The organism is Gilliamella sp. CG13, from assembly GCF_046635805.1.
In the GTDB taxonomy this organism is placed as follows: domain Bacteria; phylum Pseudomonadota; class Gammaproteobacteria; order Enterobacterales; family Orbaceae; genus Gilliamella; species Gilliamella apicola_I.
The window spans coordinates 657,476-682,407 of record NZ_JBIDFM010000001.1 but is presented as its reverse complement, the minus strand read 5'-3'; the positions used below and the strand labels follow the sequence as shown (position 1 = coordinate 682,407).

Here is a 24,932-nt window from a genome sequence, read left to right as displayed (position 1 = left end):
GCCGAATAATCAAGCTCACGACCCACCACTTTCTTTCTTCGTTTTTCAACATAATTAACAAGATAAATTTAAGTAAACCTAAGCGATGAGAATGCAAGCGTTCGACAAATTCGTCTGGAACGAATTTGAACAACACGAAGTGTTGGCCACGAAGGGGTGAGGCACACGATGTGCCGAATAATCAAGCTCACGACCCACCACTTTCTTTCTTCGTTTTTCAACATAATTAACAAGATAAATTTAAGTAAATCTAAGCGATGAGAACGCAAGCGTTCGACAAATTCGTCTGGAACGAATTTGATATGCATAATATGTAAATTTCATTTGAATTTATTATCAATCCACTAATCTAAACAACAAAATAAGCTAAAGATTTTAATTTTGCAGATATTTAGGTAATAAAACGCATTAGTGCAGGTTTTCAATACAAACATAGTCATTGTTTAAAATGAAAGACCACTATGCTATAGATTAAAAAGGCTGGATTAATCAGGTTGGCTAATAAAATTTGACGAGATTTGCAAATATTTCAACTTAACTTGCAATCATTATAATGATCACAAGTGTTGAAACGATCTTGTTGGTCAATAATGGTATATTAATGGTTTAAGTCAATTAAATACCTTGGTAAACATACATAATTAATCGATAAGCGATATAAAACATCACCAAACCGACCAAGCAATCTAAAATGACCCACATTCTTTTTTGTTTGAATAGGGGGGTTAAAAGTCTGGCGCCGTAACCAATACCAAAAAACCAGATAAATGAAACACAAACAGCACCAATTAGAAATGCTATTTTTTGCTCACTGGTTAACGTGCCTGCAATTCCCCCAACAATAACAACCGTATCTAAATAAACGTGTGGATTGAGTAACGTCACAGCTAAAGTCGCAAGTACGACTTTAAGTAAACTATTATTTTTTGTATCTTGAGATTCAATTTGCATACTACTTGTGCCTTTAATCGCACTTTTTAATGCGTTAAATCCATACCATATTAAAAAAAGTGCCCCTAAAATGGCAAGAATATTGGTAATAAAAGGATTGGCACTAATAAATGTTCCGACTCCCATGATGCCAATAGACATTAAGGTAAAATCACATATAAAACAGATAGCTGATACAAAGAATATATGATTTTTTAATAAACCTTGCTTTAGTACAAATAGATTTTGTGCGCCTATAGCAATAATAAGACTACCGGAGATCATTGCTCCCCGTAATATTTCTGCCAACATAGTGTAATAATCCTTTAAATGTATTTAATTGTTATTTTGATATATTCCATTCTATTATTCAATACACTATAGCATCGTTGATATAAATTAAAGTTGATTAGGTTATATATTCGCTTTAGTGAATGCCGTTAATTGGCATTTTCCTTGATTAAAAATCAAAACAACAATGCCTATCGTTAACCAGATAATCCCCACTATTTTGGCTTGATTATCAATATGCAGTAATACCGGTATTAAGACCAAGATACCGATAATAGGCAAGCATATATCAAATATAAAAGATGAAATCCCATAGTTGAAATTCTGTTTTTTAAACTTGAAATAGCCGATCACTGAAAGATGTAACATAATAAATGCAGTGAGTGCACCAACATCAACAAATGAAATTAAAGTTGGCAATCCTTTTGGACTGATTGCGGCAATCGCTGCCAAGCCTAAATTAAAAATTGCTGCAAATAAAATTGCGATAGTAGGTACACCGCTTTGCTTACCGACCTTTGCAAACATTGCAGGTAAGCGTTTATCTCGACCCATACTAAATAGTAAACGGCTAGAAGCAGCTTGTCCTACCATGGCAGCAAATGACGCGCCTATTGCTTTCATTAAACCTAATGCCCATCCAAGCCATAGACTTATCTCTTGGTTAACAATATTGTAAAAGGCTTTTCCTTGTAATTCTGTATGCGTTTGCAGATATTCGGGAGAGTAGGGACTGAGTAAGGAACCGACATAAATTTGAATAACAAACAGTAACCCTGCTATGAATAAACAAGTTAGGATAGCTTGACTGACTAAATTGCGTTCACCACGATTTTCTTCAGAAAAAGTTGCGATGGCGTCAAAACCTAAATACGATAATACGGCAATGGATACCGCTGTAAATAATTTTTCCCAAGTAAATAATTGTCCCCCTGTAAATGGGCTTAACCAGTCTCGTTCAATATCACTTGTTAATAATACCCAAATTCCTACAGTTAAAATCGCTAATAAAATTAAGACTTCCAGAATTAATATAACTAAAGTGATATTAATCGATTTTTTAATCCCTATTAAATTCAGTGCTGTTGTCACAATAACCGCTAAACCCGTCCATAGCCAAACAGGAATATCAGGCATGAGGGCATTAAGGGATATTCCACTAAATAAATAAGCTACAGCTGGAATAAACAAATAATCAAGCAATAATAACCAACCGACTAAAAAACCAGCATGAGGATGAATTCCCGCTGAACAGTAAGCATAAACTGATCCGGCATGGGGTAACGAATTTGCCATTCTGGCATAAGAATATGCCGTAAACCCCATAACTAATGTCGCTACTATATACACTAACGCCGTGGCGCCATCACTCGTTGCATCTAATACCCCAAATAATCCAACTGGGGCTGCGGGTCCAATAAAAAGCAATCCAAGAATGACCAGATCTCGAAATCGCATACTCTTTGTTAACTGCGGCATAACCATTCTCATATAAAATCAAAGCCTACATTCAATATGTTAATGGATGAATGGTTATACAGCTAAGATCAACTTGTTATTTATATATAACTTTTCGATCTATACGATTAATGGTGCTCTCTTATTTCATAGGTGTAACTCATTTTTGCTGTTTTACCTAACATAATTGAGGCACTACAATATTTTTCAGATGCAAGTTTTATGGCTTTTTCGACGGCTTCGTTGTCAATATTCTTACCTGTGACGACAATATGAAAGTTAATCGAGGTATAAACTTTAGGGGAAGAATCAGCTTGAGTTTTATCGATTTCAATCCACAGATCCCGTATATCTTTTTTAGCTGTTTTTAAAATAGCGACAATATCATAAGCCATGCAACCAGCAGCACCATGCAGTAATAGTTCCATTGGACGAGCACCACGATTGCGACCGCCGTGTTCAATGCCGCCATCCATGATTAAGGCATGACCGCTTGCTGTTTCGCCCATAAAACAAAATTCATCAACCCATTTTAATCGATCTTTCATGATGTACTCCTTACCATTTTAATTTTTAGAAATTTATTTTATTCATTGATTTTCTATTAAAATAAGCGATTTTTTGTCATCTGTCACTATTTGATCATGACCAAATACATTGTCATGTTAAACTTAGGTGGTCTGTCAAATATTAACCCTGTAAAACCGTACAATTTCGATGTATAACCAAATGATTATTTGAAATATTATTTAAAATCTGAATTTATGATCTCGATTTTAATGTTAGCTACTAAAACAAAAGGATGCTTTATGATACTAGAATTTATTCTGTTTCTTTGCATTGGGGCAGCAGCAGGTCTGTTAGCCGGCATGTTTGGTATCGGTGGGGGCGCTTTGATTGTGCCGGCGCTAATTTTTACACTCAACCACTTTACCGTTAATAGTGTTTGGACAAACCATATCGCTATAGCCACATCTTTAGCAACAATTATTGGGACGAGTTTGTCTTCAAGCTGGATGCATAATAAAAACCACAATATCGAGTGGTCTATTTTAAAAAGAATGGTTTTAGGTTGTATTATTGGTACTATCGGAGGATCCTACATTACGCCTTTGATACCGGGTGTTTGGTTAAAATGGATTTTTGTCATTTTCATGATTTATGTTGGTAGTCAATTTGTTTTTAAAACCCGTCAAGTTGCGCACAATCACGCTACTAAAGTGGTAAAGTTGAATACTAGTATTTATATCGCAATGGGCGGTGTTATTGGTCTTTTTGCCGCTTTAGTTGGCGTAGGTGGAGGCGTATTAGTCGTGCCTTTTCTAAAAAAATGCGGTATTGGTATGCGTAAAGCAATCGGCACATCAGCGGCTTTTACGCTACCGGTTGCCATAGCTGGCACGATAGGTTACATCATTTCTGGTTGGCATGTCATGCCTTTACCAAAATATTGCGTTGGTTTTGTTTATGTTCCTGCTGTATTAGCCATTATGCTAGCTAGTATTCCTATGGCAAAAGTGGGCGTACTAATTGCACAAAGAATTTCAGTGGATAAACTGATTAAGTTGTTTGGGATGTTCTTACTGGTATTAGCATTAAAATTAATGATCTCTTAGCGTTATACTCTGTTTTTTTGAAATGGTAAACAATTTAGTTTGGATTTTTTGTTTCTGTAAATTGTAACGTTATCTATACACTTTTATAATAAAAATATGTTATGCTTTCTCTAATTTAACTTTTATCGGGTTTTATATAAGGAAAATATAATGGCAGAAGAAACTATTTTTAGTAAAATTATCCGACATGAAATTCCTGCAGATATCGTATTTCAAGATGATAAAGTGACCGCTTTTCGAGATATCTCACCGCAAGCCCCCACTCACATTTTAATCATTCCAAACAAACTTATTCCAACCGTTAATCATGTGACTGAACAAGATGAACAGTTACTTGGACATATGATGATTGTGGCCGCTAACATTGCTAAACAAGAAGGAATTGATGAAAGTGGTTATCGATTAATCATGAATTGTAATAAAGATGCGGGACAAGAAGTCTTTCATATTCATATGCATTTATTAGGTGGAAAAAATTTGGGGCGATTAATAGGTTAATTTAATATGAGAAAAATTATAAGGTTATTAGCATTTATTGCATTTGTCAGTTTATTGGTGGGGTGTCATCTTCTTGATTCTAAAAAAACAGTCGATACTCCTCCAATTGACAATTCACCAATAGGCATTATTGAAACTCCGCCGCAAATTGTTAAAAAAACAGATTGGCGAAGTATTTTATCGCCATTTATTACTAAAATACTACAATCCTCATCAATCCCTGAAGGCAATAGAGTATTATTAATCAGTGATATACAAAATCGCACAGGTGAATTTGTCGCAAATAATCAAATTGATGAAGCGCTACACCAGTTAATGAGTAAGCAACCCATTTTTTCAGTTGTTAATAAGCAATCAATTAATCAAGCTAAACAAGCAATTGGTATTGGTTCAGATGATAAATTTGTGTCTCGAGGAAAAATGATTGGGTTAGCTAAATCAATAAATGCGCAATATGTATTGTTTACCACACTTTATCAATTACCTAATGATGATAATGGCACAGATGCTGATCTTTCAATAGAATTACTTTCTACCCAAAATGGCGAAATTTTAGAGAGAGTAACTTCAAAAGATTTTGCTCAGCCAAAGACGCAAACTAATAATAATCAAACTGAGGCAAATGAGTAATGGGACCGCTATTAATTGATTTTGAGGGGACGACCTTAACCAAAGAAGATCAAACGCTGTTACAAAATCCTTTAGTTGCGGGCATCATTTTATTTAGCCGTAATTTTCAGAATGTAGAACAATTATCAGAATTAATAAAAGAGATTCGTTCAGTATCCCCAGAACGATTATTAATTTCAGTGGATCATGAAGGGGGACGAGTTCAGCGTTTTAGACAAGGTTTTACATTAATTCCCCCTGCACAATCGTATGCGTTGCTGAATGATATTGAACAAGCAAAATCCTTAGCTTTTGATGCCGGTTGGTTGTTAGCAATGGAACTAATTGCCTTTGATATTGATTTGAGTTATGCGCCCGTATTGGATTTAGGTCATGAATGTTTGGCTATCGGCTCACGTTCGTTTCATCAAGATGTCGATATCGCATACCAAATTGCATCAGCAATGATTGATGGTATGCATAGTGCTGGAATGAAAACAACCGGTAAACATTTTCCGGGGCATGGTCATGTTATTGCTGATTCTCATAAAGAAACGCCAGTTGATCATCGCAATCAATCATTAATTGAACATGATATGCAGATATTTTCCAGATTAATTGCTGATAAAAAACTTGATGCAATTATGCCTGCGCATGTTATCTATCCAGCGTTTGATGATAAACCAGCGAGCGGTTCAAGCTATTGGCTTAAAACAGTGCTTCGTCAACAATTACATTTTGGTGGTGTCATTTTCTCGGATGATTTATCGATGGAAGGTGCTTCTGTCATGGGAAATTATGCTGAGCGAGCAAAAAATGCATTAGCAGCAGGTTGTGATCTGTTGTTAGCGTGTAATAACCGTCAAGGAACTTTTGCGATTTTAGAACAATTGGAAAGTTTAGATAAACAACACTCCCTTAGATCAACCAAAGCGCAATCGCTGTTAACAAAAAACAAAATTAGCTATGACGATTTAATCAAAACAGCTGATTGGCAAAATCGATATAATAATTTGATGAAACTAAACGAAAAATGGGCGGATTATAATGCAAATAGCCATCCTTGAAATTGATCATAATAAACGACTGATAGCATATAATGACAAGGCTAAAGCGTTACTTTCATCGACTTTGTTAACGTTACAACAACCTTTTGACTATCAGGCAATATTTCATCTGGATAAGACGCAAGGTGTTGATGAGCTAGATGATACTATTATTGTACTTAATGCACAGTATTATCTGTTGCAAAAAGTTAATGAAACATCAAAAACTATTTTTATCATTCAACCTATAGAATATCTTAAAAAAAGATTATCCAAAATTCATGTTGTGGCAAGTCAGGCTTTTGATATTTTTGCGACCCAAAGTAATGCCATGCAAAAATTAATTGCCCAAGCTAAAGCGTTTTCGATGCAACGTGAACCGTTATTAATCTCGGGAGAAACAGGTACTGGTAAAGATCTGCTTGCTTATGCCTGTCATCAATACAGTCCTCGAGGGGAGCAAACTTTTCTAGCGTTAAATTGTGCTGCAATGCCAGATGAAGTGGTTGAAAGCGAACTTTACGGTCATGCTGCTGGGGCTTACCCGGGGGTAATAGAAAGTAAAAAAGGTTTTTTTGAACAGGCTAATGGCGGATCGGTTCTACTTGATGGCATTGATGAAATGTCTTTTCAAATGCAGACCAAGTTATTACGTTTCATTAATGATGGCTATTTTCGTCGGGTTGGTGATGATAACGAGGTGTATGTTGATGTACGTATTATTTGTGCCACAAAAGTTGATTTAGCCGATTTAGTCGAACAAGGAAAATTTAGAAAAGATCTCTATTATCGGCTCAATGTGCTTTCATTACATCTTCCTTCATTACGCGAACGCAAAGAAGACATTGCTCCGCTAACCATGATGTTTGTCAATGAATTTGCCGATAAACAAGGCATACCTGCTCCTTATGTCGATAATGAAGTTTTTGACTATTTAGCCCGCTACTCATGGCCAGGGAATGTAAGACAACTAAAAAATATTCTGTATTGCGCTCTATCTCAGTTGACATCAACTAAATTGACCGTCAATGATATTGAGTTACCAGTGCAAACTTCATCAAGAATATCTAGCATTGATAATATCGAAAGTAAGACATTAGATGAAATGACCAAACAGTTTGAAAAAGAGATTTTATTACAGTTATACGATAAATATCCAAGTTCCCGTAAACTGGCGAAACGGTTAGGCGTATCACATACGGCAATCGCCAATAAATTACGGGATTATGGTATGAATCGATGATTAATTTTGAAAAAAATCCAATTGAAAAATAACGATTGATTTGTTTTATAAGACAAAATTGTTGAACTATTTATTATGGAAAACTGACGAGACAATAAAGAATGATTGAATGCTTCAAACGCCTTAATCGATATAGAAATTTTCTAATTAAAAAGATTAAGAATAATCTTAAAACAAATCAACTTAACAAACGAAAATTAAATCAAACCGTTTTTGATGCTGAAAAATATCACTCATTATTAATAGTCATGTGCGATTTTGGTATTGGTGATGCAATCGTTGCATCTTTTCTTATTAATGAATTAAGACAGAAAAATTATCAAGTGAATGTTGTTGTGGATGAACGGTTAAGCTTTTTATTTAATGGTTTTATTGAAGTCGACAATGCTTACTTTTTTAATAAAAAAGAGATAAAAAAATTTTGCAAAACCGAAAAAAATATCAAGATAGATCTTGCCATTGATCTTTATGATGAAGGTGATAATAGTCTTAGAAGAGTTGAACTTATCTCATCTTTTGACCCGACGCATACCATCGGGTTTAATCAATCTAAATTCTTACAATATGATACTTCAATTGTTTTTAACGAGGTGAATGCTCATATCACTCAACGAAGCTGTAAAATTCTAGATCTTCTGAAAATTAGTTATAATTGTGTTCAATATCATCTCAATATTTATCATGATGAATTATTAACAGCCAAAAAGTTTATTGACGAAGTGTGTAATGGATCGGATAAATTTATTATTGTTTTTAATCCGTTTGGATCGTCTGAAACGAAAAGTTTTTCACATGAACAAATAAAAAGAATTAATGCTTTTCTATCACAACAAAAAAATTGTACTACCATTATTGTGGGGGAACAGAAGCAAATTTGTGCTATTGATGAATTACCGAATATTTATCTCAATAGAAATCCATCTTTTATTGTGGCATCAGCGCTTGTTTCGCTATGTCATTTAGTCATTAGTGTGGATACATCAGTTGTGCATGTTGCATCAACTTATAATAAACCATTGATAGCCGTTTATAATAATCGTTTTAATGCTGGTTTCAATCTGAATAAAGTATGGGCACCTATCGGCACGAACGCTAAACTTTTATTTACACAACAAAACAAGATTACAAAGGCAGGTGATCCGATTGCTGAATTAGATATCCAATTGATTATCGAACAGATTAAAGAAACATTAAAAAGTTTCAGACCTTTGGTGTAATTTAAGCGTAGGATAATTTACGCTATCGATAATCGTTTAAATTTAGGTCATGTTGGTTGAAATTGTTAAGTAAATGAATCAATTTTTATACAAACGAACTTCAAAAATCAATATTTACCAACTTTCATTCCCAATTCAGTGACTAATAGTATAAACTTACCGCCATCCAATATTGAGTTTGGAATTATTAGTTAACTTTTTTATAAAAATAATGTTGACCAGTTATCAATTATTAAATATAACACTGTAATAAAATTTAAGTATTAAGAGTCAATAAAATCGTTGTGTCGTGAAATAATCTAAAAATCTTTAGTAGAGTGTGATTTCTATAGATTGGCATAAAAAAATACAGAATGTTGAATTAAGAATTATAATTGAAATAAGGCATTTTGTTTTAAATAATTGGCTATAAACTAAATAACATTAGAAAATTCCAAGTTTGGTTGTGCTTTGAAGACTGATTTTGGTGTTTAATCATGACTGATGTTATTTGACATATGATTGATAAGCTCATTTTAAACGTTATATTATAATGTTAAACGATACAGTATAGAAAAAATGGGATCAGCTTTGTGATAAATGGCACTTGTATGATCAGTATCCCTTTTTTGCGTGATTAAAATATATCAAACCTTTAACTAAAATATTAGCTAATTTTACCAAACGAATAATTGAATGTTTCAACCCAATTGCAAAATAGTACGTAATATAGTGATTAGAAAGTTAGAAAAGCAGTAAATTGTCAATGCTTTTAACGTTCTAATGTAAGCAGGTAATGTAGCAACCCATTTAATTGATAGCGTTTATTAAATTACGAATTGTAATGGCTGGAAAAATTCAAATTAATACATGGGGTAATATTAATTATGAGTTATCTTAAAGAGTTACAGAGAAAAGTTAATAAATATAAAACAAAATACAAAGTTAATGATAAGAAAATTGCGCTTAAATTAATTTGGTGGAACATTGTTCAAATAATTAGTTTAAAAACCAGTAAAGATAAAATATCTAAGAAAAATCTAAATAAAATAGCCCTAATTTTATCAGGGGGTATTGGTGATATTTTAATTGGTTTTAATTACGCTTGTTATTTACGAGAATATTTAAAGCCTAACAACATTATTATCGATATTTTTGTTAATAATGCTGGTATGGTGAAATCTTTAGATGGTGGGGCTGAATTTAATATTTTTCCCGTTTTAGAACCAATAAATGATAAATATCTGTTGAAAATAGGATTAGTTAGATATCCACAAATTTTAGAAAATAACCTTATTTATTCAAAGCATTCCAAAAATAAAAAATTGCTTAAACTTATTGACGTTTACAAAGATTTTTACAAGAAAAATACCCGTTTTTTTGATTACTTACCTTTTATGGACGGCATGACTAATCAGTTTTCGCTTATCAATGGACATAAAAGAATACAACAACCTGATATTGCTAATTTATTAAATATTAGTCGTAATTTTAAGTATACCCCTAAAATATTTCACGAAAACCGAATATTAAACAATTTAAGGCTCAAGCCAGGTAAATATATCACTATCAACAGGGGCGTGGATAATCAAGGTAATGTGATTGAGTCCACTAAACTGTGGAGCTTACACAATTATAATGCTTTAGTGAATCTTATTAAAATCAATTATCCAAATTATAAAATTGTTCAATTAGGCGCATCAACCGATCGATGTCAACTGATTGATAATGTTGATATAAACTTGGTTGGCGAAACATCATTAGACGCCCTTAAAGTATTACTTAAGCATTCTGTACTACATATTGATAGTGAAGGGGGAATGGTACATTTAAGAAAGGCTTTAAATGGAGGGGTATCTGTCGTGATTTTTGGGCCTACCTCTGCCGATTTTTATGGATATGCTGACAATATTAATATTGCTTCTAAAGCTTGCCCATTTAGTTGCGAATGGTTAAATGAAACATGGGCAAAAACTTGCATCAATAGTCTCAACAACCATATCTGCATGAAATCTATAGATACAAATTTTGTTTTTGAACAAGTCAAAAAATTTTTAAAGCATGATGAAAGTATAAATTAATTATTATCAATAGTCGCTTTATTGGAAAGGTCAAAGACTAAACTAGCATAGTTAAATAACACGATTGTTTACTCAAGTTATAAATATAATTACTTATTTATTCAGTTTTTTTGCTATAAAAATAATTTTAATTATTAGAAATTTTTCTAAAAATTTTCCTTTATTTTAGGGTATAATACCCCGCCCAAAAGCTAGGTTAATGTAAATATATTTTAATATTGAAACTATATGAGTAAATAAGAAATCAATTATGAACTATTTTGATAAATTACAGCAAAAAGTTAACAAATATAAATCACTTTATTCCAATAAGTATAAAAAAGCTGCAATCAAATTGTTGTGGTGGAATTTGTGTAAACTTTTTGACTTTAAATCAAACAAGCAAAAATTTGATCCGATTACTAATGAACCCTATGAAATTGAATATCGCTTAGATCGTTTATCTTTTTTCATTACAGGGGGAATCGGTGATATCTTAATTAATCTTAATTACTGTAGTTATCTCTTAGATTATTTGAAAGATGAAATTAAAACTATCGATATTTTCGTAAAGAATACCAAATTAGTTAAAGAATTGATTGGGGAATCAGTTTTTAATATCTATCATAAAGATGAGTGGAATCAAGATCGAGTAGCTTACTTACTTGATTTTAAAATAGATCGTTTTCCACTAATAGTTAAAAATAATTTAGTTTTACTCCCGTCAAATGTAAATTTGAAATTAAAAAAATTGGTTAAATTGTATGAAGAATTTTATCGAATAAATGGTAAAATTGTGTACGATCCACCTAAAATTGACTCATTAAGTATTCAGTATTCTATAATCAATAATCAAAATAGATTGCAACAGCCAGATATTTATGGTTTTTTGAATATTGATCGCAATAATTATAAATTTTTACCAGCACTATCTGATGATGAAAAAGTTTTAAAAGATCTAAAATTAGCCGATACAAAGTTTATTACGCTTAATCGTGGGGTGGATGGGACAAATCCTCAAAGTGAATCCACAAAATTATATCCGCTTGAATACTATGATGAATTAGTCAGGCTGATAAAAACAGCGTTTCCAGAATACAAAATTGTTCAATTAGGTGTATCGACAGATAGATGTCAGTTAATTAAAGGTACGGATTTAAACTTAGTTGGAAAAACGACTTTAAATCAGTTGAAAGCTATTTTGAAAAATTCCATGTTACATATTGATGGAGAAGGTGGAATGGTTCATTTAAGAAAGTCTTTAGAAGGTGGTGTTTCAGTCGTGATTTTTGGTCCGACCTCTGCAGACTTTTATGGTTATTCAGATAATGTCAATATTTCTTCCAGTGCGTGTCCTTTAACATGCGAATGGATAAATAATAAATGGGCATCATATTGTATCAATAAAAACAACAATCATATCTGTATGAAAAGTATCAAACCAAATTCGATTTTCGAAGAAATTAAAAAAATATTGAAATAGCATAAACTGGAAATATTAATATGAATCAATTTTATTCTTACCTTGATAGATTTAGAAATACTAAAGTAACGGTCATTGGGGATATTATGTTGGATCGTTTTTTGTATGGAACGGTAGAGCGGATTTCTCCTGAAGCACCCGTACCCATTTTCAGATTGGATCATGAAGAGGTAATGTTAGGTGGGGCAGGTAATGTGGCGGCAAATTTAGCGTCTCTTGGCTGTAAACCTACTTTTTTAGGATTTGTTGGTTTAGACACAAACGGTAAGCTTGTTACTTCACTTTTAAAAAATGCAGGAAGCCATAGTCATCTTTATCGATTAAAAAATCATCCAACTATTATCAAAACACGATTCATCGCTAATCATAATCATTTACTTCGTGCTGATGCTGAAAAGCTACTTCCGTTTGTACCTGAATTACTCCCTAAATTTTCTAAGTTAGTCAAGCAAGCCATTAAGATGACCGATATTGTTTTGTTATCGGATTACAATAAAGGTATTTTTAATCAAGAAACCACTCAGATGATTATTAATCTTTGTAATAAGTTTAATATTCCAGTTATTGTTGATCCAAAAGGTAATGATTATTCTAAGTATCGTGGTGCGACATTAATTAAGCCAAATATCAAAGAATTTTTTGATGCAACAGGTATTAAACTCAATCCTGATAGTCCACAATTTGATGATGAATTGAAACAAGGTGCTGATATTTTCTTAAAACAATATGGTATTAAAAATATTATTGTGACCTTAAGTGAATATGGAATGGCTTATATTTCATGTGAAAATAAAAATTTCATTGTCAAAATACCAACAGAAGCTAAAGAAGTTTTCGATGTTTCTGGTGCGGGGGATACCTCTTTAGCCACATTAGGTATTGCTTTAGGTGCAAAAGCACCAATTGCCGAAGCGATGCAATTAGCCAATATTGCATCAGGAATTGTGGTTGGAAAATTAGGCACAGCCACTGTTTCTTTTAATGAGTTAAAAGCAAAATTAACGACAAAAAAATGTGAAATTAAGTGTACTCGAACAAATAAAATTATCAGTTTATCCGATGCTAAGCCAATTATTGATGAATTAAAAAAACAAGGTAAAAAAATTGGATTTACAAATGGCTGTTTTGATTTGTTACATTTAGGGCATTTAAGTTCTTTGCAACAAGCTAAAAATGTTTGTGATATTCTCATTGTGGGAGTGAACTCAGACGATTCGATAAAAAAATATAAAGGTGCTGATAGACCTATTCAAGATCAAAACACTCGAGCCACGTTACTGGCTTCACTCGAATTTGTTGATTATGTCATCGTATTTAGTGAAGATAATGCGTGTCATATTGTTGAAGAACTTCGACCTGATGTGATTGCGAAAGAAGGCTACACCATTGATAATTGGCCTGAAGCGCAAAAAGTAGTCAGTTATGGTGGTGAGGCCATTATTCTTGAACGTATAGAAGGTTATTCAACCTCTCAGTTAGTCGCTAAATGTAAAAAATAATCGACGATTGGGTGATCTAAATGCATATCGAGTAGATATGCATTTTTTTTGATGCGAAGATTCTATTCTATTTTAAATGAACGAAGTTTTATTGTAGGAATAATTAACTAAGACTCTTTTAAGCATTTATTAAACTAACGAGACATCGTTATTTGTAGTATAATACCTATTATTTTGATAATTTTTAATTAACTTTATGTCGGACAAATATACCTCTTGGAAAACACTTAGACTGCTTTGGCCTTTTGTTGCACCATACAAAAAAGCATTAATTGCGGCCGTGTTTGGATTGCTATTAAATGCCGCTACTGATGCTACGCTAATTTCTCTTACAAAACCGTTATTGGATCATGGTTTAATGGGAAAAAATTATTCGTTATTGATGATCATTGCTGGTTCGATCATTGGTTTAATACTGTTAAGAGGATTGTCAAACTACGCATCGACCTACTGTCTATCGTGGTTGTCGGGCAAAGTTGTCACCAAATTTAGGCAGTTAATCTTCAATCATCTTGTTAAAAGCCCCGTTAGCTTCCATGATAAGAGTTCTGTGGGTGACCTTGTGTCAGTTATCACATTCAATACACAACTCTTATCCAAAGCTTCATCTGATGCATTAATTATCTTGGTTCGAGAAATTACCTACGCCATTGGACTTTGTTGTGTCATGTTTTATGGTAGTTGGAAATTAGCATTAGTGCTATTTATCATTGTTCCTTTAATCATTTTTATCGCACAATTTATTGCCAAAAAATTTAGAGAAACCATTAAATCGATGCAAAAAGGGATGGGTGAAATTACCACCGCTGCCGATGAAATGTTAAACGGTCACAAAGAGGTATTAATATTTAATGCCAAGGATTACGAAAAACGTAATTTTAGCCAGATAACGGATACTGTGCGACGTGGCGTATTAAAAATTGAATTTGTTTCAAGATTGTCAACACCAATCATCCAGTTGATTGCAACTTTAGGTTTAGGGGGCATCTTGTATCTGGTTGCCAGTGAAAGTTTGGATATCACGCCTGGATCTTTTACCGTGGTATTTTCTGCTATGGTTGCGGTTATGCGCCCACTTCGTGAATTAACCAGTTTACATGTTGAATTACAAAAAGGTGCGGTAGCTTGTGAATCATTATTTGGGATCTTAAATTCACCATTAGAAGAAGATGAAGGTAAAATTGAGAAAGATAAAGTTAATGGTAATATAGAATTTAGACATGTTACCTATACTTATCCTACTCGAAATACACCCTCACTCAATGATATCAGTTTTACGATAAAAGCGGGGCAAACGGTTGCATTAGTTGGACGGTCTGGAGCTGGTAAATCCACCATAGCCAGTTTAATTCCTCGTTTTTATGATGTAACAAACGGCGAAATTCTGTTAGATTCTATTAATATAAAAGATTACACATTAAAATCGTTACGAAGCCAGATTGGATATGTATCGCAACGCGTGCATTTATTCAATGGAACAATAGCCGATAATATTGCTTATGGAGAGAAAGGAAAACATTCTCAAGAAGCCATTATGCACGCTGCAAAATTAGCAAATGCTTTAGAGTTTATTGACAAATTAGAACAAGGTATTAATACTGAAATTGGTGATAACGGCGTATTGCTATCAGGAGGGCAGCGACAACGGATTGCAATTGCCAGAGTTCTGTTACGTAATAACCCGATTTTAATTTTAGATGAAGCGACTTCAGCATTAGATAATGAATCCGAACGATTGGTACAGGAAGCGATTGAAATTTTGCAAAAAAATCGTACATCTATCATTATTGCTCATCGATTATCAACCATTGAAAAAGCCGATCGAATTTTAGTTATTGATGAGGGAAAAATCGTTGAAGATGGCGATCATGAATCACTTTTAGCGCTGAATGGTATTTATTCTCAAATGCATAAAATGCAATTTAATGCGTAATATCATTAATTTATTTATGAAGAACAATATGACTAAAAAACATCAACAAGAAAAGCATGATCTCGATAAAGATTCATCAACATGGCAAACGTTTTTGAAACTGTGGCCATATATTATTGAGCATAAACTCATTTTATTTGTCTCTGTATTATTACTTTTCTTAAGTGCATTTGCCGATACATCACTCATTGCAATATTAAAACCCCTTTTAGATAGAGGGTTTAGTGATGGTGATAAAAGTTTTTTACTTATGGCTCCCCTCTATATTTTTGGGTTGGTTTTATTACGAGGTATAGCTAACTACGGCTATTCGGTTTCGTTAGCATTTATCTCTGGAAAAATTGTCATGCGGATTAGACAAAGGTTATTTAACCATTTTGTCGATGCGCCGGTTAGTTATTACGATCAAAATTCGAATGGTCGATTATTGTCTCGTATAACTTACGATACCGATCAGGTAGCCTCGTCATCATCCGATGCTTTAATTATCATTATTCGTGAATCAGCGTTTATTTGTGGATTATTTTATACGATGTTTTATAACAGTTGGCAATTATCATTGTCACTGATCATCATTACTCCCATTGTTATTGGTTTAATTACGTTTATTTCTGTGAAATTCCGACGATTAGCTAAAAACATGCAAAATTCAATGGGTAATGTCACCATGTCTGTTGAACAAATGTTAAAAGGACATCGTGAGATCATCGTATTTGGTGCACAAGACGAAGAGTCGAACAATTTTGTTAAAATAAGTAATAAGTTTCGTCGTGACGGTATGAGACTTGTCTCTATTTCAGCGCTCTCTACCCCAATTGTTCAGTTAGTTATTTCATTTGCAATTGCTTTTGTCTTATTAACGGCAAGTAATCCAGATTTAAATATCACAGCGGGTGAGTTTACGGTTGTTTTTTCTTCCTTAGTTGCGCTTATGCAACCTATTAAAAGTTTGACCAGTGTGAATGCGAGTTTTCAAAAAGGTATGGCGGCATGTCAAACACTCTTTTCCATTTTGGAGCAACCTGTCGAAAAAGACATGGGTAAACTTAACATTGAGCGTGTAAAAGGGGATATCGAATTTAAGCATGTTAGTTTTGGGTATGAAACCCGACAACAACTTGCGATCCAAGATATTAGCTTTACTGTTTCGGCAGGAAAAACCGTGGCTTTTGTTGGGCGTTCGGGTTCAGGGAAAACGACGATCACAAATTTACTGACACGTTTTTATGATATTTCTGAAGGTGAAATATTGATTGACGGACATAACATTCAAGACTTAACTCTATTTTGTTTAAGAAACCAAATTGGATTAGTTTCGCAAAATGTTTTTCTGTTTAATGATACCATTGCCAATAATATTGCATATGGTCGACTTGATCAGTATTCACAAGCTGAAATAGAAGCAGCCGCTAAAAAGGCTTTCGCTTATGATTTTATTATGAATTTTGAAAAAGGCTTTGACACCAAAGTTGGGGAAAGTGGCGTATTATTATCAGGAGGTCAACGCCAGCGAATCGCTATTGCAAGAGCATTATTGCGTGACAACCCTATTTTAATCTTAGATGAAGCGACTTCTGCATTAGATACGGAATCTGAACGTGCTATTCAAAAAGCGTTAGATGAATTACAAAAAGGCCGAACATCTTTAGTGATTGCACATCGACTCTCAACGATTGAAAATGCCGATGAGATTCTAGTCATTGATGATGGACATATTATCGAGCAAGGTAATCACGCAGCTTTATTAGAGAAAAAAGGAATATACTTTAATTTATATACAGGTAAACAATTCCAATAAATTAAGTGAACGCAAACTATAATCAAAAACTGTATTAGTCAAACCGGAAAAGTCGATACTATTGGATTTTTGAGGGTAAAAAGAATAATTGCAAGATATTTAATTTAAAAATATTATTTGTAGTAAATGGTGCATCATGGAAATAATTTAGATGAATAAACATAATACGATTAACATCGCTTTTTGCTCAGATAAAAATTACTTAAAATATGTAGCGATAGCTATTCAATCAATCTATTTTAACAATTTGAACAATGCGTTAAAATTTCATGTTTTTCTTTATGATGTCGAACAAGACGATATTGATCAATTGAGTCGTTTAAGCTCAGATATTATCGTCTATCCTATACCTAAAGCATGTTTGGACAAATATGATAACGAACATGCGATAAAGCATCTTAATCGTTCCATGTTTATTCGACTACTTGTCCCGCGGTTATTAAATGGAAAAGTGGATAAATTAATCTATTTAGATGCTGACATCCTTTGTTTCAAAGATATATTTGCAATAAATAATATCGACATCGATAATGTCGTGTGTGCGGCCGGTATTGATTCATTAAATAATGAAAACGTTTCTAAAAATATTCAACGATTAAACTTGTCGACTACACATTATTTTAATTCAGGTTTTTTATACATTAATGTAAAAAATTGGAATGATTTTAACACCGAAGATAAAGTAAATACGCTTTTATTATCGCATAAAGGTCAGTTGCGTTATCCAGATCAAGATGCGCTTAACATGGTATTACAAAATGATGTGTTAATCGTTGATCCTAGTTGGAACTACTTATTCACATGGATTAACGAAAAAAATAAAGATAAGTTTTTTGAAACTGAAAAAAATTTACCTTACTTTATTCATTTTACGGGAGCGAGAAAACCTTGGTACCATGAGCATGTGGGTGCTGCCCAGAATTGGTATCTTTTTTATAAACATTTTACGCCATGGCGAGATAATTGTTTAGACAGCTATCAAGATAAAATGAGACCAACTGATTGCCGAGTTTATGCAAAAAAATTCTTTAAAAGTGGTCATGTATTAAAAGCCTTAAAATATGCATTTATGTATATTAAACTTAAAAACAAAAAATAAAGTTAATCAAAATGAAATTAAGTGATGAATTGTTTAAAGTAATCTATCGACTAACGCACTCTAAGCGTTATAAACATAACCGTAAACGTTGGCCTCATGTCAAAATCTCTCGTGGGGATTGTGGGCAAATAGTCGATTTTGCTTATAAAGGGATCTCGATTCCTATCATCGATCTTAAGTCATTAAAACATGCCTTTACCGGTCAATTAGTCATGGTTGCTTCTGGGCCATCCATTAATCAAATAACGTTTAAACACTCTCCTTCGGTATTAACTTTAGGGGTAAATGGCTCATATTGTCTAAAGGACAAGATAAACTTTAATTTTTACGTTATCACGGATATTCACTTTTTTTCTCAACGACCTGAGATTGTAGAACAAATTATTGCTAACCCAGATCTTCTCTTATTTTTGCAAGTTGATGGTTTAGTGAAAATCATAAATCTTTTCGGTAACCAATCCATCTGTTGTAAAATAGCGTTAATTGAAGATGCGTTCAAACTGACTTATCAACCGATCCAAACATTGTCTGAAATTGAAAAAGATCCTACCCGAAATAAAAGTATTTACTTCTATCATAATGATCATCGGGAACATGAGCCGTTAGCCTTTGAGACAAATATTGTCAATGGCGTATTTCCGGCTAAAACTGTTGTTTATTGGGCGCTTCAAATAGCCGTTTACTTAGGTTTTAACCAACTTTATTTAGCTGGTGTTGATTTAAATAATTTCCATTTACCTCGATTTTATGAAACACCAGACAATATCACCTATTCACAATTAGCATCTGATTTTGAAAAAAATATTCTCCCTGCTTTTGAGCACGCAAGTTCTGTCATGAAAGCGTTAAAAGTAGAGGTTAAAAATATGTCTTTAGATAGTGCTCTTGATACGGATATTTTCGAAAAACAGGCTTATAACGATATTTTTAATTCATTATAACTGAGTAAGCTTAAGCTTTATAAACTTCATGACAATAATATTTTTTAAGTGAAATCTGATTTAAAGATTTATTGTCAGCTGATCTATATAGTGCTTTAAGTTCATTATATCTAAATTTTGGGCTGAGTTTTCGGGTGCAATGATCTGTATTGCATTTTCATAATTAGGTTTATACACATCGTTATTTTTATATCGGGGATCAAAAGTATCAATCTCAGAACTATAAACACTAATTAAAGGTTTATTATAAGCATTGGCAAGATGTACAATAGAGGTATCAACCGAAATAACAAAATCACAATGTTTAATTAACGACGCAGCATGAAAAAAATGATTGAGTGGATTAATTACTATATTTGGTGATGGATGTAATTTACTGATTTTATCTGGCAAACCAATGACAATGGTTACTATATTGGGGTAACTCGACATAAGATCTATAATATCTTGTGCCTGTTTGCTTGAAAAACTTCGGCGATCTGAGGATGCATAAGGATTAAAAATACAGATCTTTTTAGATGGATAATTAGATAAAAGACCTTCAACTTGTAAATCATATTCATCGGAATAATGAAGATCATATTTGTAATCATTTTCGCTTGTTTGTATATTAATTCTATTTAAAATATACCTAAATCTTTGACTAAAATGTGCACTAAAATCCGTATAGGTGATGATTGAGTCATATACACGGTAACAATTGGGATAGTTAAAGCCAATAGTATGTTTAGGTTTTATTTTCTTGATGATCTTAAAAATCCAATTGGAATAACTGGTTCTATTGTTTGGATCAATAAATAGATCGCATTCTAAAGATTTTAAAACACGAATCTGTGATTTGGTTAATGGTCTGTCAAGACAAATAACTTGACTGACATAAGGATTAGATTCAAATAAAAAAGCATTGGATTTTTTTGTCAGCACTGTCACTTCAAAACCGTGAGTGGCGAGAATTTTAGGCAGTCCTGATATGATAACAGCATCGCCAAGTCCATTTTTACATGCTTGAATGGTGACTTTATCTATTTTTGATAAATCTAATTGAGACCGTTTCAGCTTAAAGGACAAAATAAAAAGTTTTACATTTTTGAATAAATAATTTCGTTTTCTGTTTAATTTGCTAATTGTATTGATAATTTTTTTAAGCATCGGCTAGGTCTAATTGTTTTGTCTTGATTTTTTTATTGTACCAAAATTTGTATCAGTAAAACATAACCATTAATAAGATAAAATGTTTTTCAAATTATGAAAAACAAATAAAGAATATTTAAATCTGATTGAATAAGAACACTCGAAAATAACGATATTATACAATATAATATCTTTATTCATTAATTAAAAAGGTAATTATTATGATTGTTGTGACCGGTGGAGCAGGATTTATTGGTAGTAATATTGTAAGAGGTCTAAATAAAAAAGGATTTAAAGATATCCTTGTTGTTGATGACTTAAAAGATGGGACAAAATTTTCAAATCTTGTTGATCTCGATATTGCTGACTATATGGATAAAGATGATTTTATTGTCGCCATTTTATCCAACGAAAATTTAAATATCGATGTCATTTTTCATCAAGGTGCATGTTCCTCAACGACTGAGTGGGATGGCAAATTTATGATGGAAAACAATTATCAATATTCTAAAGATCTACTACACTACTGTTTAGAATTTGATATACCATTTTTATATGCTTCTTCTGCTGCAACTTATGGTGGTCGTAGCGACAACTTTATCGAAGATAGAGCTTATGAAAAACCGTTGAATGTATATGGGTATTCAAAATTTTTATTTGATCAATACGTAAGACAAGTATTACCAACGGCTAAATCACAAGTATGTGGTTTTCGCTATTTTAATGTTTATGGGCCTCGTGAAACACACAAAGGTAGTATGGCAAGCGTTGCATATCATCTTAATGAACAGCTTCACAAAGGCGAAAAACTTAAATTATTCGCTGGAAGTGATACTTTCAAACGTGATTTTATTTATGTGGAAGATGTGGTTGATGTTAATTTATGGTTTTGGGAAAATAAAGTATCAGGCATTTATAACTGTGGAACTGGAAAAGCTGAATCATTCCAAACAGTAGCTGATGCGGTACTTAACTATCATAAAAAAGGTGAAATTGAGTATATACCGTTCCCAGAACATTTAGAAGGACGTTATCAACGTTTTACCCAAGCTGATTTAACCAAATTTAGAAATTCAGGTTGTCCGATTCAATTCAAATCGGTGACCGAAGGTACGACCGAATACATGAAATGGTTAAATAACCAATAAAGTTTACGCTTTTTAGGCAATAGCATTTTTAATCATATTAACAACATCGTCCCTTAATAAACCGTTTTATCGTCATATCATTAAGGGACGGGTTGATAAAGTAATTTTCCTCAAGTTTTTAATAATATCTAGTGCTGGCTGCAAATAATTGGTATAGTATATTGGTTATTTAAGTTACGGGTTGTTCAATTCCAATACAATCAATTCATCCCTTTTTTATGAAAATACTATGTTTTCTTTATATTGAATTATTCCTTAAATAAACTTTCTAGCGTTTACATATAAACTAAATTATCTTTTTAAATTAGGTGCATTTAAGTGATTGATGATTTTTCTGAAAATGGTTTGCTTGCTCAAACTATTCAAGGCTTTGTGGCAAGAGAGCCACAACGACATATGGCAAGTAAAGTTTCTGAATCAATTAAAAAACAAAAATCATTGGTTGTTGAGGCGGGAACGGGTACCGGAAAAACATTTGCTTATTTAGTTCCTGCGCTACGGAGCGATAAAAAAGTTATCATCTCAACCGGTTCGAAAAATCTTCAAGAGCAGTTATTTAGTAAAGACCTGCCCATTATCAAAAAAGCATTAGACTACACCGGTAAAATTTCGTTATTGAAAGGACGAGCAAATTATCTTTGCTTGGAACGATTATATCATCAATACGCGGCAGCCGGTGACCTTGATAAAGGATTACGGGTTGATTTAGCTCGCGTTAAAAATTGGTCAATCAAAACTAAAGATGGTGATATTAGTAAATGTACGACGGTAACAGAAGACAATGCGATATGGCCTATATTAACCAGCACTAATGATAGTTGTTTAGGTAGTGATTGTGAACATTACAACGATTGTTATGTGGTTAAAGCGCGTAAAAGAGCCATGAACGCTGATATTGTCGTTGTGAATCATCATCTATTTTTAGCCGATGTTGTTGTGAAAGATACCGGTTTTGGGGAGTTAATCCCTAAAGCGGAGGTAATGATCTTTGATGAAGCACATCAATTACCCGATCTTGCTTGTCACTATTTTGGGCAACAACTAACCAGTCGACAGCTTTTTGATTTAGCTAAAGAGATTAATCTTACCTATCGAACTGAAGTTAAAGATATGTCGCAGTTGCAGCAGTGTGTCGATAAATTGCAAAAATGTACGCAAGATTTACGTCTTGTGATTAATCAACAAGCACCTAAAGGAAATCTGCGGTTTTTATTCAATCAAGAACCAGTCAAAAAAGAGATAGCTTACCTTTTTGATACGTTGAATTTTTGTCATGAGGTTTTATTATTAGCGGTCGGACGATCATCAACTTTAGATAATTGTTTTGAGCGTGTTAATCAATATAAAACGTTGCTTAATAGATTAACTGAAACCCATGTGACTGGTTTTAGTTATTGGTATGAAAGCACTCATCATCATTTTGTCTTTGCTTTAACGCCATTATCTGTCTCGGATAAATTTACGGAATTACTAACAGAACGCAAAGGGAGCTGGATATTTACGTCAGCAACCTTGTCTGTAAATAATCAACTTGACTATTTTACCCAGCGTTTAGGGTTAACAAATGCGGATTCGTTAATATTAGAAAGTCCGTTTGATTATTTGCACCAAACGATAATGTGCGTTCCTCGTTATATGCCTTCACCCAATGAACATGGCATTGCAGAAAAATTGGTAGAGCTACTATTACCAGTGATTGAGGCGAATAATGGGCGATGTTTTTTTCTGTGTACATCCTATGCGATGATGAATGCGTTAGCCAAGCAGTTTCGGGAACTGACAGCGTTACCAGTATTAGTTCAAGGTGAAACCAGTAAAGTTAAACTTCTAGAACAATTTATTAATAGTGGCAATGCGCTATTGATTGCAACCAGTAGTTTTTGGGAAGGAATTGATGTTAGAGGGGATACGCTTTCTTGTGTTATTATAGATAAATTACCTTTTACATCACCGGATGATCCCTTGATTAAAGCTCGCATGGAAGATTGCCAATTACAAGGTGGCGATGCTTTTAATGATGTGCAATTACCCGAAGCAGTGATCACGCTAAAACAAGGGGTAGGGCGATTGATTCGTCATCATGATGATCGAGGGGCAATCATTATTTGTGATAATCGTTTAGTCATGAGACCTTATGGCGCAATATTTCTTAATAGCTTGCCACCGTCGCCACGAACACGTGATCTGAACAAAGTTATTGATTTTTTGCTTGCCAAACACTAGCTTTTAAAAACGGACTATTTTGGAAAAAAAATGAGTACTATTTTAGCCATTGATACCTCAACTGAAGCGTGTTCAGTTGCGCTATTATATCAAAATGAAATCACGCATGATTTTCTTGTTTCTGCTCGAGATCATACCAAGCAGATACTGCCTATGGTGGATAAAATATTAAAACAATCCGATTGCCTATTATCACAAGTTGATGCTATCGCTTTTGGACAAGGTCCTGGTAGTTTTACGGGTGTAAGAATAGGTATTGGCGTTGCTCAAGGATTAGCGTTAGGCATTGACAGACCGATGATTGGTGTCTCGACATTGATGACGTTAGCCCAAGGCGCTTTACGTTTGAATCAAGCAAAAAACGTAATTGCCGCAATCGATGCCAGAATGAACGAAGTTTATTTAGGACAATATCAATATGTTAATGAGCAATGGCAAGCCATGATCGATGAATGCGTGATTGCTCCTGAAAAGGTCGCTGATAAAGTCAAACGAAAATGTACAGATGGCTATTATAGCGCAGGTACCGGTTGGCAAACTTATCCTGAAATGTTAACAGATATTAAAAGCAGCGATCTTTTGTTACCTCATGCACAAGATTTGATTGTTATTGCCAACCAAAAATGGCAAAGACAAGAGTTAGTGAATGTTGAAGATGTCGAACCAACTTATTTGCGTAACGAAGTTACTTGGAAGAAGTTGCCAGGGCGTTAAAAAAAATGCCACTGAA

Annotated in this window: 20 protein-coding genes; 16 read left to right on the top strand and 4 right to left on the bottom strand. The window is 33.3% G+C overall.

The features are described from left to right. Positions 1–615: 615 nt before the first annotated feature. From ACGH6R_RS03095 to ACGH6R_RS03085, 3 genes are all read right to left on the bottom strand, one after another. Positions 616–1,242, bottom strand: a complete 627-nt coding sequence (locus tag ACGH6R_RS03095; protein WP_411597209.1) for a LysE/ArgO family amino acid transporter — start codon at positions 1,240–1,242, stop codon at positions 616–618. A 102-nt stretch (positions 1,243–1,344) separates the two neighbouring features. Further along, the gene (locus ACGH6R_RS03090) at positions 1,345–2,700 is read right to left on the bottom strand and encodes an APC family permease (protein WP_411598876.1); all 1,356 of its coding nucleotides are present in this window, start codon (positions 2,698–2,700) and stop codon (positions 1,345–1,347) included. 107 nt (positions 2,701–2,807) lie between these two features. Next, the gene (locus ACGH6R_RS03085; protein WP_411598875.1) at positions 2,808–3,227 is read right to left on the bottom strand and encodes an OsmC family protein; all 420 of its coding nucleotides are present in this window, start codon (positions 3,225–3,227) and stop codon (positions 2,808–2,810) included. A 261-nt stretch (positions 3,228–3,488) separates the two neighbouring features. On the opposite strand from ACGH6R_RS03085, the gene ACGH6R_RS03080 reads away from it, so the two are divergent. The 13 genes from ACGH6R_RS03080 (at position 3,489) to ACGH6R_RS03020 (ending at position 19,700) form a co-directional block, all read left to right on the top strand. Further along, positions 3,489–4,295, top strand: a complete 807-nt coding sequence (locus ACGH6R_RS03080; protein WP_411598874.1) for a sulfite exporter TauE/SafE family protein — start codon at positions 3,489–3,491, stop codon at positions 4,293–4,295. A 150-nt stretch (positions 4,296–4,445) separates the two neighbouring features. Then, entirely contained in the window at positions 4,446–4,793 is a 348-nt protein-coding gene (locus ACGH6R_RS03075) for an HIT domain-containing protein (RefSeq protein WP_267361157.1), read from the top strand. Positions 4,794–4,799: 6 nt separating this feature from the next. Beyond that, on the top strand, positions 4,800–5,423 hold the full coding sequence (locus ACGH6R_RS03070) for a hypothetical protein (protein WP_267361159.1): 624 nt from the start codon (positions 4,800–4,802) through the stop codon (positions 5,421–5,423). Next, positions 5,423–6,469 (top strand): beta-N-acetylhexosaminidase, encoded by a 1,047-nt coding sequence (gene nagZ, locus ACGH6R_RS03065; protein ID WP_267361161.1) that lies wholly within the window; start codon positions 5,423–5,425, stop codon positions 6,467–6,469. The genes ACGH6R_RS03070 and nagZ overlap by 1 nt, the downstream gene beginning before the upstream one ends. Continuing rightward, positions 6,450–7,691 carry a sigma 54-interacting transcriptional regulator gene (locus ACGH6R_RS03060; protein ID WP_411598873.1) on the top strand — a complete coding sequence of 414 codons (1,242 nt, stop codon included), beginning with the start codon at positions 6,450–6,452 and terminating at the stop codon, positions 7,689–7,691. Before nagZ ends, ACGH6R_RS03060 begins: the two co-directional genes overlap by 20 nt. A 101-nt stretch (positions 7,692–7,792) precedes the next feature. Further along, entirely contained in the window at positions 7,793–8,908 is a 1,116-nt protein-coding gene (locus tag ACGH6R_RS03055) for a glycosyltransferase family 9 protein (protein WP_411598872.1), read from the top strand. Positions 8,909–9,774: 866 nt separating this feature from the next. Next, the gene (locus ACGH6R_RS03050) at positions 9,775–10,968 is read left to right on the top strand and encodes a glycosyltransferase family 9 protein (RefSeq protein ID WP_267351280.1); all 1,194 of its coding nucleotides are present in this window, start codon (positions 9,775–9,777) and stop codon (positions 10,966–10,968) included. Between the two features lie 250 nt (positions 10,969–11,218). After that, positions 11,219–12,430: a glycosyltransferase family 9 protein gene (locus tag ACGH6R_RS03045; RefSeq protein ID WP_267351281.1), complete on the top strand. Its 1,212-nt coding sequence runs from the start codon at positions 11,219–11,221 to the stop codon at positions 12,428–12,430. 20 nt (positions 12,431–12,450) lie between these two features. Beyond that, positions 12,451–13,929 carry a D-glycero-beta-D-manno-heptose-7-phosphate kinase gene (rfaE1, locus tag ACGH6R_RS03040; RefSeq protein WP_267351283.1) on the top strand — a complete coding sequence of 493 codons (1,479 nt, stop codon included), beginning with the start codon at positions 12,451–12,453 and terminating at the stop codon, positions 13,927–13,929. Between the two features lie 196 nt (positions 13,930–14,125). After that, a complete protein-coding gene (msbA, locus tag ACGH6R_RS03035; protein ID WP_267361167.1) occupies positions 14,126–15,862 on the top strand; it encodes a lipid A export permease/ATP-binding protein MsbA in 1,737 nt (578 codons plus the stop codon). A gap of 28 nt (positions 15,863–15,890) precedes the next feature. Then, positions 15,891–17,660, top strand: a complete 1,770-nt coding sequence (gene msbA, locus ACGH6R_RS03030) for a lipid A ABC transporter ATP-binding protein/permease MsbA (RefSeq protein ID WP_411598871.1) — start codon at positions 15,891–15,893, stop codon at positions 17,658–17,660. A 151-nt stretch (positions 17,661–17,811) separates the two neighbouring features. Next, positions 17,812–18,759: a glycosyltransferase family 8 protein gene (locus tag ACGH6R_RS03025; protein WP_411598870.1), complete on the top strand. Its 948-nt coding sequence runs from the start codon at positions 17,812–17,814 to the stop codon at positions 18,757–18,759. 11 nt (positions 18,760–18,770) lie between these two features. Next, positions 18,771–19,700, top strand: coding sequence for a sugar glycosyltransferase (locus tag ACGH6R_RS03020; RefSeq protein ID WP_411598869.1), 930 nt, complete (start codon positions 18,771–18,773; stop codon positions 19,698–19,700). A 60-nt stretch (positions 19,701–19,760) separates the two neighbouring features. On the opposite strand, the gene ACGH6R_RS03015 is transcribed toward ACGH6R_RS03020, so the two are convergent. Further along, positions 19,761–20,768 (bottom strand): glycosyltransferase family 9 protein, encoded by a 1,008-nt coding sequence (locus tag ACGH6R_RS03015; protein WP_411598868.1) that lies wholly within the window; start codon positions 20,766–20,768, stop codon positions 19,761–19,763. A 284-nt stretch (positions 20,769–21,052) separates the two neighbouring features. Here ACGH6R_RS03015 and rfaD point away from each other — a divergent pair, with 284 nt between their 5' ends. From rfaD to tsaB, 3 genes are all read left to right on the top strand, one after another. Further along, the gene (gene rfaD, locus ACGH6R_RS03010; protein WP_267351293.1) at positions 21,053–21,979 is read left to right on the top strand and encodes an ADP-glyceromanno-heptose 6-epimerase; all 927 of its coding nucleotides are present in this window, start codon (positions 21,053–21,055) and stop codon (positions 21,977–21,979) included. 318 nt (positions 21,980–22,297) lie between these two features. Further along, positions 22,298–24,202, top strand: a complete 1,905-nt coding sequence (locus tag ACGH6R_RS03005) for an ATP-dependent DNA helicase (protein WP_411598867.1) — start codon at positions 22,298–22,300, stop codon at positions 24,200–24,202. A gap of 30 nt (positions 24,203–24,232) precedes the next feature. Further along, complete coding sequence (tsaB, locus tag ACGH6R_RS03000) at positions 24,233–24,916, top strand: tRNA (adenosine(37)-N6)-threonylcarbamoyltransferase complex dimerization subunit type 1 TsaB (RefSeq protein ID WP_411598866.1); 684 nt, start codon at positions 24,233–24,235, stop codon at positions 24,914–24,916. Positions 24,917–24,932: the final 16 nt, after the last annotated feature.

What these genes read in the sequence shown, in the direction of transcription:
- ACGH6R_RS03095 (WP_411597209.1), bottom strand. Translation starts at nt 1,242, where the DNA reads ATGTTGGCAGAAATATTACGGGGAGCAATGATCTCCGGTAGTCTTATT.
- ACGH6R_RS03090 (WP_411598876.1), bottom strand. Translation starts at nt 2,700, where the DNA reads ATGCCGCAGTTAACAAAGAGTATGCGATTTCGAGATCTGGTCATTCTT.
- ACGH6R_RS03085 (WP_411598875.1), bottom strand. Translation starts at nt 3,227, where the DNA reads ATGAAAGATCGATTAAAATGGGTTGATGAATTTTGTTTTATGGGCGAA.
- ACGH6R_RS03080 (WP_411598874.1), top strand. Translation starts at nt 3,489, where the DNA reads ATGATACTAGAATTTATTCTGTTTCTTTGCATTGGGGCAGCAGCAGGT.
- ACGH6R_RS03075 (WP_267361157.1), top strand. Translation starts at nt 4,446, where the DNA reads ATGGCAGAAGAAACTATTTTTAGTAAAATTATCCGACATGAAATTCCT.
- ACGH6R_RS03070 (WP_267361159.1), top strand. Translation starts at nt 4,800, where the DNA reads ATGAGAAAAATTATAAGGTTATTAGCATTTATTGCATTTGTCAGTTTA.
- nagZ (WP_267361161.1), top strand. Translation starts at nt 5,423, where the DNA reads ATGGGACCGCTATTAATTGATTTTGAGGGGACGACCTTAACCAAAGAA.
- ACGH6R_RS03060 (WP_411598873.1), top strand. Translation starts at nt 6,450, where the DNA reads ATGCAAATAGCCATCCTTGAAATTGATCATAATAAACGACTGATAGCA.
- ACGH6R_RS03055 (WP_411598872.1), top strand. Translation starts at nt 7,793, where the DNA reads ATGATTGAATGCTTCAAACGCCTTAATCGATATAGAAATTTTCTAATT.
- ACGH6R_RS03050 (WP_267351280.1), top strand. Translation starts at nt 9,775, where the DNA reads ATGAGTTATCTTAAAGAGTTACAGAGAAAAGTTAATAAATATAAAACA.
- ACGH6R_RS03045 (WP_267351281.1), top strand. Translation starts at nt 11,219, where the DNA reads ATGAACTATTTTGATAAATTACAGCAAAAAGTTAACAAATATAAATCA.
- rfaE1 (WP_267351283.1), top strand. Translation starts at nt 12,451, where the DNA reads ATGAATCAATTTTATTCTTACCTTGATAGATTTAGAAATACTAAAGTA.
- msbA (WP_267361167.1), top strand. Translation starts at nt 14,126, where the DNA reads ATGTCGGACAAATATACCTCTTGGAAAACACTTAGACTGCTTTGGCCT.
- msbA (WP_411598871.1), top strand. Translation starts at nt 15,891, where the DNA reads ATGACTAAAAAACATCAACAAGAAAAGCATGATCTCGATAAAGATTCA.
- ACGH6R_RS03025 (WP_411598870.1), top strand. Translation starts at nt 17,812, where the DNA reads ATGAATAAACATAATACGATTAACATCGCTTTTTGCTCAGATAAAAAT.
- ACGH6R_RS03020 (WP_411598869.1), top strand. Translation starts at nt 18,771, where the DNA reads ATGAAATTAAGTGATGAATTGTTTAAAGTAATCTATCGACTAACGCAC.
- rfaD (WP_267351293.1), top strand. Translation starts at nt 21,053, where the DNA reads ATGATTGTTGTGACCGGTGGAGCAGGATTTATTGGTAGTAATATTGTA.
- tsaB (WP_411598866.1), top strand. Translation starts at nt 24,233, where the DNA reads ATGAGTACTATTTTAGCCATTGATACCTCAACTGAAGCGTGTTCAGTT.